9 protein-coding genes are annotated in these 9,931 nt (G+C 66.2%); 7 read left to right on the top strand and 2 right to left on the bottom strand.

The window, feature by feature from the left end:
• The 6 genes from aroA to mscL form a co-directional block, all read left to right on the top strand.
• On the top strand, positions 1-1,210 hold a 1,210-nt coding region (gene aroA / locus RT123_RS08845; RefSeq protein ID WP_313008785.1), incomplete at its 5' end, for a 3-phosphoshikimate 1-carboxyvinyltransferase.
• Entirely contained in the window at positions 1,207-1,476 is a 270-nt protein-coding gene (locus tag RT123_RS08840) for a hypothetical protein (protein WP_313008784.1), read from the top strand. The genes aroA and RT123_RS08840, both read left to right, overlap by 4 nt.
• 186 nt (positions 1,477-1,662) lie before the next feature.
• Positions 1,663-2,307, top strand: a complete 645-nt coding sequence (gene cmk, locus RT123_RS08835; RefSeq protein WP_313008783.1) for a (d)CMP kinase — start codon at positions 1,663-1,665, stop codon at positions 2,305-2,307.
• A 198-nt stretch (positions 2,308-2,505) separates the two neighbouring features.
• A complete protein-coding gene (gene rpsA / locus RT123_RS08830) occupies positions 2,506-4,209 on the top strand; it encodes a 30S ribosomal protein S1 (RefSeq protein WP_066552585.1) in 1,704 nt (567 codons plus the stop codon).
• 283 nt (positions 4,210-4,492) lie between these two features.
• Entirely contained in the window at positions 4,493-4,783 is a 291-nt protein-coding gene (locus RT123_RS08825) for an integration host factor subunit beta (protein WP_039244165.1), read from the top strand.
• Between the two features lie 23 nt (positions 4,784-4,806).
• Positions 4,807-5,229 (top strand): large-conductance mechanosensitive channel protein MscL, encoded by a 423-nt coding sequence (mscL, locus tag RT123_RS08820; protein ID WP_313008781.1) that lies wholly within the window; start codon positions 4,807-4,809, stop codon positions 5,227-5,229.
• On the opposite strand, the gene RT123_RS08815 is transcribed toward mscL, so the two are convergent.
• Entirely contained in the window at positions 5,230-6,381 is a 1,152-nt protein-coding gene (locus RT123_RS08815; RefSeq protein WP_313008780.1) for an N-acetyltransferase, read from the bottom strand.
• A 281-nt stretch (positions 6,382-6,662) separates the two neighbouring features.
• Between RT123_RS08815 and RT123_RS08810 the strand changes: the two genes are divergently transcribed.
• Complete coding sequence (locus RT123_RS08810; RefSeq protein WP_313008779.1) at positions 6,663-8,597, top strand: oligopeptide:H+ symporter; 1,935 nt, start codon at positions 6,663-6,665, stop codon at positions 8,595-8,597.
• 69 nt (positions 8,598-8,666) lie between these two features.
• Here the strand turns inward: RT123_RS08810 and RT123_RS08805 are convergent.
• A partial coding sequence (locus RT123_RS08805) for a TonB-dependent receptor (protein ID WP_313008777.1) occupies positions 8,667-9,931 on the bottom strand: 1,265 nt, incomplete at its 5' end.

The raw sequence follows: 9,931 nt of genomic DNA, 5'->3' as shown, positions 1-9,931 counted from the left end.
GGGCGTGACCGAGGTCGAGGGCCTTCTGGAAGGCGACGACGTCCTGGCCACCGCCCGCGCGGTCGAAGCCTTCGGCGCCAAGGTCGAGCGGACCGGCGACGGCAGATGGCGCATCGAGGGGGCGGGCGGCTTTAAGACGCCGTCGTCGGTGATCGACTGCGGCAACGCGGGAACCGGGGTGCGCCTGCTGATGGGCGCGGCGGCCGGCTATCCGCTGACGGCGACCTTCGATGGCGACGGTTCGCTGAGGAAGCGTCCGATGAAGCGGGTCACGGGACCGCTGGCCGAGATGGGCGCGGCGTTCGACTGGCAGGCGGCCGAGGATCGGCTTCCTGTGGCCCTGACCGGCGGCGCGCTGAAGGCCGTCGACTATGTGCAGACGGTGGCCTCGGCCCAGGTGAAGTCGGCCATCCTGCTGGCGGGTCTGAACGCCGAGGGCGTCACCTCGGTGGTCGAGCCCGAAAAGAGCCGCGACCACACCGAGCGGATGCTGCGGGCCTTCGGCGCCGAGGTGGGCGTCGAGGAGAGGGGCGGGGGCTGGAAGGTGACGCTGAAGGGCGGTCAGGCCCTGACCGGGACCTTCGTCGCCGTGCCGGGCGATCCGTCCTCGGCGGCGTTTCCCCTGGCAGCGGGGCTGATCGTGCCGGGGTCGGAGGTCACGGTCGAGGGCGTGATGCTGAACCCGCTTCGCACCGGCCTGTTCGACACCTGGATCGAGATGGGCGCCGACCTCACCATCACCAACCAGCGTGAGGCCGGGGGCGAAGAGGTCGGCGACATCACCGCCCGTCACTCGTCCCTGAAGGGCGTGGTCGTGCCCGAGGATCGCGCCGCCTCGATGATCGACGAATATCCGATCCTGGCGGCGACGGCGGCCTTTGCGGACGGCGTCACCGTCATGCGCGGTGTGGGTGAAATGCGGGTCAAGGAAAGCGACCGGATTTCGCTGATGGTCGAGGGCCTGCGCGCCTGCGGCGTTCAGGTCGAGGAGGAGCCGGAAGGCTTCATCGTCACCGGCGCCGGCCAGGGCGAGTCCGTGCGTGGAGGCGGCCTGGTCCACACCGCCCACGACCACCGCATCGCCATGAGCCATCTGGTCCTAGGCCTGGCCGCCGAACAACCGGTCTCGGTCGACGAGCCTGGCATGATCGCCACCAGCTTCCCCGGCTTCGTCGAGATGATGAACGGGCTGGGCGGGCGAATCGCGTGAAGTCCGCGCGCGACGTCCTCGGTCGAGGCATCGCGGTCCTCGGTCTTCTGACCTGTCTGGGCGGAGCCGGCTGGACGGCCTGGATCGTCTGGCAAGGTGTGACGATAGGCAGGGTCTCGGGCAAACATGGCGCCGTGCATCTGAGGGCCGAGGGCGACGCCTTCTTCTATTCGAGCGTGGTGCTGAACGGTGTCGCCTGTCTGGTGTGGCTAGGTCTGGCAGCCTTCGCGGTCGTGGTTCTGGCGCGTTGGAAGGCATGGTCGTGAGCCGGCCGGGGCTGTCGGGCTGGATCAAGCCGATCCTGACGATGGCGCCCCTTGCAATTCGTGATTTGGTCGGACGCCGGGACTGAGGGCTTCGGCTGGATTGGTCGGGCGATCCTCGCTATCAGGTTCGGCCTCCCGTGCGTTTGGGATCGAGATTGAAATGCGCCACGCGCTGCGGAGACCTGCTTGACCCTGATCATCGCCGTCGACGGACCGGCCGCCTCTGGCAAGGGGACCATCGCCGCGCGTCTGGCCCAGACCTATGGCCTGCCGCATCTGGATACGGGGCTGCTGTACCGGGCCGTGGGCGCAAAGGTGCTGGCGGACGGCGGATCGCTGGATGACGAGGCCGCTGCGACGCAGGCGGCGCGGGGGCTGGATGCGGCGGGCCTGTCGGAGGATCCGCGCCTGACGACGGGCGAGGCGGGCGAGGCCGCCAGCCGTGTCGCCAGCTTCGCCGGCGTGCGGGCGGCTCTGCTGGAACTGCAGCAGGCGTTCGCGGCCCAGGCGGGCGGCGCGGTTCTCGACGGACGCGACATCGGCACGGTGATTGCGCCGAACGCTCAGGCCAAATTGTTCGTCACCGCGACGCCCGAGGTGCGGGCCACGCGCCGCTGGAAGCAGCTGACGGCGCGCGGTTCGGACATCGCCTTCGACGCCATGCTGGCCGACATCCAGCGCCGCGACGAGCGCGACGCCGGGCGCGGGGCGGCCCCGATGGTTCAGGCTGATGACGCGGTCTTGCTGGATACGACCGATCTGGGTATAGAGGCCGCCTTCGATGCGGCCCGCCGTATCGTCGAGGCGGCGCGCGCGAAACACGGTCTCTGACCCATTTCGCAAATCCAACGCTCCCACCCTCGGCCTCCGCGGGCGTTTTGATCGTTCTGAACGGTCTCGCATCCCGACGACCTGATTCCATCTTTTCCCATCGCCCCGCGCGCCGCCTTTCGCTGCGTCAGGGGTCCACCTCGCGCGGGATCGTTCTTCGGTCACGCGCCACAGCCCCACTGGAAACACCAGAGCTTCATGTCTGATACTCTCAACCCCACGCGCGACGACTTCTCGGCGCTGCTCGACGAACAACTGTCGGGTCGCGACTTCGGCGAAGGCCAGGTCGTCCACGGCCGCGTCGTCGGCATCGAAAAAGACATCGTCATCATCGACGTTGGTCTGAAGACCGAAGGCCGCATCGCCATGCGCGAATTCGGCCAAGGCGACGACGGCGCCCTGCCGAAGGTCGGCGACAACGTCGAGGTTTACCTGGAGCGCGTCGAGAACGCCCTGGGCGAAGCCGTCATCAGCCGCGACAAGGCTCGTCGCGAAGAAGCCTGGACCCGTCTGGAAGTCGTGTTCGCCGAAGGCCAGCCGGTCAACGGCGCCATCGTCGGTCGCGTCAAGGGCGGCTTCACCGTCGACCTGGGCGGCGCCTCGGCCTTCCTGCCCGGTTCGCAAGTCGACATCCGTCCGGTCCGCGACGTCGGCCCGCTGATGGGCAAGGAACAGCCCTTCGCCATCCTGAAGATGGACCGTCCGCGCGGCAACATCGTCGTGTCGCGTCGCGCCATCCTGGAAGAAGCCCGCGCCGAACAGCGCACGGAACTGGTCGGTCAGCTGGCCGAGGGTGAAGTCCGCGAAGGCGTCGTCAAGAACATCACCGACTACGGTGCGTTCGTCGACCTGGGCGGCATCGACGGCCTGCTGCACGTCACCGACATGTCGTGGAAGCGCGTTTCGCACCCGAGCCAGGTTCTGGCCGTTGGCGACACCGTCAAGGTCCAGATCGTCAAGATCAACCCGGACACCCAGCGTATCTCGCTGGGCATGAAGCAACTGCAGTCGGACCCCTGGGACGGCGTGGAAGCCAAGTATCCGGTCGGCGCCAAGTACACGGGCCGCATCACCAACATCACCGACTACGGCGCCTTCGTGGAGCTGGAAGCCGGTGTCGAGGGCCTGGTCCACGTCTCGGAAATGTCCTGGACCAAGAAGAACGTCCACCCCGGCAAGATCGTCTCGACCTCGCAGGAAGTCGACGTCGTGGTTCTGGATGTCGACGCCTCCAAGCGCCGCATCTCGCTGGGCCTGAAGCAGGCTCAGGACAATCCGTGGGACGCCTTCGTCGCCAACAACCCGATCGGTTCGACCGTCGAGGGCGAAGTCAAGAACGCCACCGAGTTCGGCCTGTTCATCGGCCTGGACAACGACATCGACGGCATGGTGCACCTGTCCGACCTCGACTGGTCGGTGTCGGGTGAAGAAGCCATCCAGCGCTACCGCAAGGGCGAGATGGTCAAGGCCAAGGTCCTGGACGTCGACGTCGAGAAGGAACGCGTCTCGCTGGGCATCAAGCAGCTGGGCGGCGATCCGATCGGCGAGGGCGACACCTATCGTCGCGGCCAGCAGATCACCGTCACCGTGACGGCGATCGAGTCGGGCGGCATCGAGGTCAAGTTCGGTGAAGACGACGCGCCGGTCACGGCCTTCGTTCGCAAGTCGGACCTGTCGCGCGACCGCAACGAGCAACGTCCGGAACGCTTCGCCGTCGGCGACCGCGTCGACGCCATGATCACCGCCGTGGACAAGGCCTCGCGCCGCGTCTCGGTGTCGATCAAGGCGCTGGAAATGAAGGACGAGCAGGAAGCCATCGAACAGTTCGGATCGTCCGATTCGGGCGCTTCGCTGGGCGACATCCTGGGCGCCGCGCTGAAGAACGCCGGCACCAAGGAGTAAGGCTCAAGCCGAAGGGCGCATCGCGTCCTTCGGTCGCCTCGCTCAATCAGCAGAGCGTCGCGCGCTCTGCGATAGCGACAACGAATGAGGGCGGCGGGAGCAATCCCGTCGCCCTTTTCTCTGTCTGGCACACTGCTGTGTGCACTTCCGGACATTTTTCTTGCGAATGGCGCGCATCATTGTCGGATAAGGGCTTTTTACAGAGCCTGTCGAAGGTTAGGGTGTGGGCTCTGGATCGACGGCGGGCGAAACAGCCCGTCATTCCGAGCTCGCGGGGGCGCAGATGATCAAGTCCGAACTGATCGAGAAGCTTGCAGCCGAAAACACCCACCTGACCCACGCCGAGGTCGAGCGGCTGGTCAATGTGATCCTCAACACCATGACCTCGGCCTTGTCCGAAGGCGGCCGGGTCGAGTTGCGCGGTTTCGGCGCCCTGTCGGTGCGGTCGCGCCCGGCGCGTGCGGGTCGCAATCCGCGCACCGGCGAAACCGTCGAGGTGCCTGCCAAGGCCGTCCCCTTCTTCAAGAGCGGCAAGGAGCTGCGCGAGCGGCTGAACGCCTCGGGCGACGCCTGATCTAACTTTCTCAAGGAAATCTCATGAGCCTGCTGTCGGAGTTTCGCGAGTTCGCGGTCAAGGGCAATGTCGTAGACTTGGCGGTCGGCGTGATCATCGGCGCCGCCTTCAACAGCATCGTCAAAAGCCTGGTCGATCAGGTGGTGATGCCGCCCATCGGCCTGATCACCGGCGGCATCGATTTCTCGGAAATGGAATGGGTGCTGAGGGCTGATAACCCGGCGACCGAGGCCGTCGAGAAGGTGGCGATCCAATACGGCGCCTTCCTGAACACCGTGATCCAGTTTCTGATCGTCGCCTGGGTCGTCTTCCTTGTGGTCAAGGGCATCAACGCCCTGCGTCGTCAGGAAGCCGCCAAGCCCGATCCGGCGCCCGCCGCGCCGACGGCGACCGAAGCGCTGCTGGCCGAGATCCGCGACGAGCTGAAGGCCCGCCCCAACGCCTGATCAGGCCTTGGACACGCGCCCGCCCAAGGTGGGGCGCGTGACTGCGGCGGCAGCCAAGGTTTTGGGCATCGGCGGCGTGCGCGAACAGATGCCGTAGTCGCCGTCGAACGGCGTCGGCGCCCAGGCGGCCGCCAGCGCAGGATCGTCGATGATGGCGTGGCAGTGTCCCCAGCCGCCTTCGCGCCGCGCCGTCTTCGCCAGATCGCCCAACTGCGCCAGCAGGCGCGGCGTCACCACCTGCAGCCGCACCTTGGCGGCCCCCAGCGCGCGGGCGTTGTCGATCAAGGCCTGGGTCAGAAGCGCGATCGCCTCGGGCGCCGTCTCCAGCGCGATCAGATCAACGATGTCCAGATAGGGCGGCTCGATCAGGCTGGTCTTGGTCATCTGCGCCATGGCCATCCCGACGATGCGGCTATCCCTGACGCAGGCCAGCATGACCGGCGGCAGGGTCAGGTCGGGGTCCGCCAACCGCCAGCGCAGGATGTCCGGACTGCGATCCGCCAGCAGACGCTCTTCTTGCGACAGCCGGCGCCAGAAGTCCGCATAGGGCGAGGCGTCCGACAAGTCGCGCAGCACCGTCACCCCAGCCGGCAGCACCAGCGGCGTCTGGCGAAACACGCGCCCGTTCATCAGCCGCTCGCCCAGATGCGCGGCGGTCTCGGCGGAGGTGCGGCCCAGCAGCAGGCGCAAAACACGACCCTGGGCGCAGGCCAGACGGTCGGTGATCCACGACAGCTTCAGACCGTGAGTCTGCGCCGGCCAGGGCTTCATGTCGAACAGGCCATACAGCGGCGCCGAGCGCGCATTGGCGTTGAAGGTGTAGCGGGCGAACAGGCCTGTCTGTTTCAAAAAGGTGCGGATTAGAGGCCGGCTGGCGCCCTTCTGGCAGGGCGGCACGATGATCGAAAAGCCGGTGGCGCCGAAGTGGTGCTGGACGCCGTATCGAAACCGCTGGATGAAGGTGCCCAGCATGGCGACGGCGTTGTCGTCTTCGTCGGCGACCACCCATCCCGCGGGCGCGCCCAGCGCCAACCGCGCCGGATTGGCCTCGAGCCAGCGCCATCCGGCCGGCGACCGTTCGGGCCAACCGACCTGACGATGCAGCCTGTTCAGCGCCTCATGGTCTGGAGCGGCGATCGGTCTGACAGACATCTGGCGCTCCTTCCCATTATGAAACCGTGTGCGTTTCTGACGACCGACCTAGCAGGATATACGCCATCAGACATCACTCAGGGTTGTTTTTCGCTTCCTTCGCGCGTCGCCTGGCCGCCCCCGCGACAGCCTTAACACTTGTTCGGATTCGCCCGCTGTGCTGGGTATGCGCCTTTCGCGCGCCCGATAAGCGGCGCGGCAGTTGGGAGTGAGCCGTTGAGGACGGATTTGGGGAAGGCGCGACTTACACGACGCGTGAAGACGATTAGGGGGACGCGCGCATGAACATCGTCGTCGCCCTTGGACTGATCATCACCTTCGCCACGGGCGTGCCGGTGCTGATGCAGATCCTCAAAAACCACCCGCGCGGACTGATCATCTTGTTCTTCGCCGAGATGTGGGAGCGGTTCTCCTACTACGGCATGCGCGGCATCCTGATCTTCTTCCTGACGCAACATTTCCTGTTCGACGACGCCATGGCGGGGTCGACCTACGGCTCCTACACCTCGCTGGTCTATCTGCTGCCCCTGCTGGGCGGCATCATGGCCGACCGCTTCATCGGCACGCGCAAGGCCGTCGCCTTCGGCGCCCTGCTGCTGGTCGCCGGTCACGGCATGATGGCCTTCGAGGGTCGTCCCGCGACCGAAACCCTGACCTACGCCGGTCAGACCTATCAGATCGACGCCGAAGGCCGCGGCGCGGCGCGTGAAGTGTCGATCGTCGTCAATGGCCAGAAATACGCCTTCGAGGCGGCCGAGAACGGCCTGGCGATCGAGGGCCTGCCCGCCGCGTCGCCGCTGCCGGCCGTGCTGCCGACCGGCGAATACAAGATCGACGCGACCCGCGACATGGCGGGCGTGAACGTCTTCTATCTGGCGGTGTCCTTCATCATCATGGGCGTCGGCTTCCTGAAGCCCAACATCTCGACCATCGTCGGACAGCTCTATCCGCAGGGCGATCCGCGGCGGGATTCCGGCTTCACGCTCTACTACTACGGCATCAATCTCGGCGCCTTCTGGGCGGCGGTGCTGTGCGGCCTTTTGGGTCAGACCGTCGGCTGGTGGGCAGGCTTTGGTCTGGCCGGCGTCGGCATGGCGCTGGGCTGGATCGTGTTCGTGCTGGGCAAACCCCTACTGCAAGGCAAGGGCGAGCCTCCGGCCGAAGCCAATCTGAGCAAGCCGATGCTGGGTCCCATCAACCGCGAATGGTCGATCTATCTGCTCAGCATCCTGGGCGTCGGCGTCGTCTGGTTCATGGTTCAGCGCAACGCCCTGGTGGGTTGGGTCCTGGGCGCCGCCACCGTCGCGTCGCTGCTGTTCATCCTCTACGTCATCGTCAAGGTTTGCGAGAACAAGGCGCAGCGTGAGCGGATGATGCTGGCCCTGGTGCTGATCTTCGGCTCGGTCGTCTTCTTCACCCTGTTCGAACAGGCCGGCACCTCGCTGAACCTATTCGCCGACCGCAACGTCGATCTCAGCATCACCCCGCAGGCGTTCCAGCTGCTGGGCGTCACCGTCGGCACCCCGGCCCAGATCGCCGCCGCCGGTCTCAGCACGTCGGGTCCCTGGATCGACGCCACCATCACGGCGGCCCAGACCCAGTCGTTCAATGCGGGCTTCATCCTGATCTTCGCACCGATCATGGCCGCGCTCTGGTCCTTCCTGGGCAAGCGCAACCTGGACCCCAACCCCACGCTGAAGTTCGGGCTCGGCCTGCTTCAGGTCGGACTGGGCTTCATGATCGTGGTGTGGGGCGCCGGCATGGCCAACTCGGCCTTCCAGATGCCGCTGCTCCTGCTGGGTCTGCTCTATCTCTTCCACACTACCGGCGAGCTGTTCCTGTCGCCAGTGGGCCTGTCGGAAATCACCAAACTGTCCGTCGCCAAGGTGGTCAGCTTCATGATGGCCGTCTGGTTCCTGGCCAGCTCGATCGCCCAATATGTCGGCGGCTGGATCGCCGGCCTGGCGGGTACGGAGACGGTGGGCGGCCAGGTGCTGAACCCGAGCCTTGCGTTGCAGACCTCGCTTGAAGTGTTCAAGCTGCTGGGCCTGTGGGGCATGGGCATCGGCGTGGCCTTCATTGTCATCAGCCACTTCATCAAGGGTTGGTCGCACGGCGCCAATGACGGGGACAACCACCCTGGCCCCGCGCTGAACGATCGCGGTCAGGAAGACGGCAACGTCGCCCGCCCTGCGGCCTCGACACCCAGCCACTGATCGACGCCTGATCAAGGAAAAGCCCCGGCGGAGCGATCCGCCGGGGCTTTTTGCTGTGTGAAGCGCGCCTCAGAAGGTCTTGCGGAGCCGCAACGAGACGAAGGTGCGCGGGTCGATGGAGCGCTCCTCGACGAAGGCCACGGTGCGCGGATTGCGTGTCGCGTAGACCGTGCGCTGCTGGGTGAAGTCGTCCCACAGGTTCAGCTGGGCGCGCAGCGACAGGGTCGGGCTGGGCTTGTATTCGACGAAGGCCTCCAGATAGTCCGCGCCGCGCCAGGCGAAGGTCTGGTCCGGATCGTAGGTCGCCTGGCCCAGACGCGGCAGCCAGTTGATCCCCCACTGGGTCTTCCACGAGGTAATGTCCTGCTGGAAGCCGACATTGGCCTGGCTGGGACGCACGCCCGAGATGCGGCGGTCCTCGCCCGTGGTCGGGTCGGTGACGCTGGTTTTGTTCCAATCGTTCCTAAAGGTGAAGCGGGCGCCCGAGATCCCGACCTTGTCCAGCGGCACCACCACGTTCAGCGACAGCTGATCCAGCGTCCCGTCGCCGATATTGCCGGTGGCCGACAGGCCGCCGGGCAGGGGAAGGCGGTCGATCACGTCGATGATGCGGTCGTGGCGATAGCCGATCGAGACCACGCCCTCGCCCCAGAAGCGGCGCTCATAGGACAGCTCGGAAATCCAGCGCTGTTCCGGCTCCAGATCGACGTTGCCGCCGAACACCGTGCCGTCGCTCAGCTCAGCTGAGGCGGCGAAGTCGCCGAAGTCCAGCTGACCCAGTTCGCGCTCGAAGCGGAAACGCAGCTGGTTGTCGGCCATCGGCGTCCAGGTCGCCAGCAGCCGCGGCTTGGCGAAGAAGAAGCTCTTTTCCTGATCCGCATCGCCCGATTGGCTGATGGTGGAGGCCTCGAGGCGCACGCCGCCCTCCAGCGTCAGCTTCGGATTGATCCGCCAGGTCGCCTTGCTGAAGGCCTCGCCGCGCGTTTCCTCGACCTTGACCGAGGCGCTGGGCAGGGGAACGCCGACGCCGCCGATGGTGAAGGCCTGGTTCACGTCCAGCATATTGTAGGCGATCTCGGCGCCGGCCTCGATTGTCAGGGCGGGCGAGCGTTCGTGACGCACCAGGGCGCGCAGGATGGATTCCGACGAGTCGCCGTTGGATTTGAACTGCTGCTCTGGCGCCGCCGTCCCGTTCAGGGTCTCATTGCTGCCCGAGACGCTGTCAAAGCTGGAGAACTCGTGGATCAGACGCGTCTCCAGGGTCCAGCGCGGGTTCAGGGTGCGGGTCCAGGTCAGGCCCAGCTCGCCGGAATCGCCGTCTTCGGCATAATCGC

Origin of the sequence: Brevundimonas vesicularis, from assembly GCF_032067225.1 — a bacterium.
Lineage (GTDB): Bacteria > Pseudomonadota > Alphaproteobacteria > Caulobacterales > Caulobacteraceae > Brevundimonas > Brevundimonas vesicularis_F.
The sequence above is the reverse complement of the archived record's forward strand: the minus strand, read 5'-3'. Positions and strand labels throughout refer to the sequence as shown.

Bases quoted from the DNA above. Each gene is read 5' to 3' on its own strand.
- rpsA (WP_066552585.1), top strand. From the start codon at position 2,506: ATGTCTGATACTCTCAACCCCACGCGCGACGACTTCTCGGCGCTGCTC.
- RT123_RS08810 (WP_313008779.1), top strand. From the start codon at position 6,663: ATGAACATCGTCGTCGCCCTTGGACTGATCATCACCTTCGCCACGGGC.
- mscL (WP_313008781.1), top strand. From the start codon at position 4,807: ATGAGCCTGCTGTCGGAGTTTCGCGAGTTCGCGGTCAAGGGCAATGTC.
- RT123_RS08825 (WP_039244165.1), top strand. From the start codon at position 4,493: ATGATCAAGTCCGAACTGATCGAGAAGCTTGCAGCCGAAAACACCCAC.
- RT123_RS08815 (WP_313008780.1), bottom strand. From the start codon at position 6,381: ATGTCTGTCAGACCGATCGCCGCTCCAGACCATGAGGCGCTGAACAGG.